The organism is Pseudomonas sp. PDM05 (assembly GCF_014851685.1).
In the GTDB taxonomy this organism is placed as follows: Bacteria; Pseudomonadota; Gammaproteobacteria; order Pseudomonadales; family Pseudomonadaceae; genus Aquipseudomonas.
Genome location: NZ_JACVAC010000040.1, coordinates 1 through 556 on the forward strand (window position 1 = coordinate 1; position 556 = coordinate 556).

Genomic DNA, 556 nt, shown 5'->3' on the forward strand with positions numbered 1-556 from the left:
TCAACGGTTGGTGCTGGGTTTCGGCGGCGGTGTCGATCCAGCTGAACGCCGCGTCGAGGTCCTGGTAGACCGCCGGCAGCGATGGTTTGCCTTCGGACAGGCCATAACCGCGATAGTCCAGGAGCAGCACCTGGTAGCCCTGTTCCGGCAACCACCAACTGCCACCGAGGTGCCAGGCCAGGTTGCCGCCGTTGCCGTGCAAGTGCAGCACCGTGCCCTTGAGCGGCACGCCGGCCTTGGCCGGCAACCACCAGGCGTGCAGCCTTACACCGTCGGCGGTGGTGAGGGTGACGTCACGGTATTGCAGGTGCGCTTTTGGCGGCACTGGAAACCAAGGACGCCAGCGAATGGCTGGACAAGGCTGACAAAGCCTACCGTGACAAGGAAGACCAGAAGAAAGTCGACCAACTGGCCTACCTGACCAACCAGCGTGTTGAAGTGGCCAAGGACACCATCGTGCTGCGCGAGTCCGAAGCCAAGCTGAAAAACGCCGGTGACGAACGTGCCCGCGCCCTGCTTGAGGCCCGCGACGCGCAGATCAAGCAACTGCAAGACA

1 protein-coding gene and 1 pseudogene are annotated in these 556 nt (G+C 63.1%); one reads left to right on the forward strand and one right to left on the reverse strand.

The annotated features are described in order from the left end of the window. On the reverse strand, nucleotides 1–325 hold a 325-nt coding region (locus IB241_RS27320; RefSeq protein WP_192301276.1), incomplete at its 3' end, for an alpha/beta hydrolase. Here IB241_RS27320 and IB241_RS27325 point away from each other — a divergent pair. After that, a pseudogene (locus IB241_RS27325) lies at nucleotides 316–556 on the forward strand (DUF4398 domain-containing protein); the annotation flags it as partial. The gene IB241_RS27320 and the pseudogene IB241_RS27325 sit on opposite strands and share 10 nt — an antisense overlap.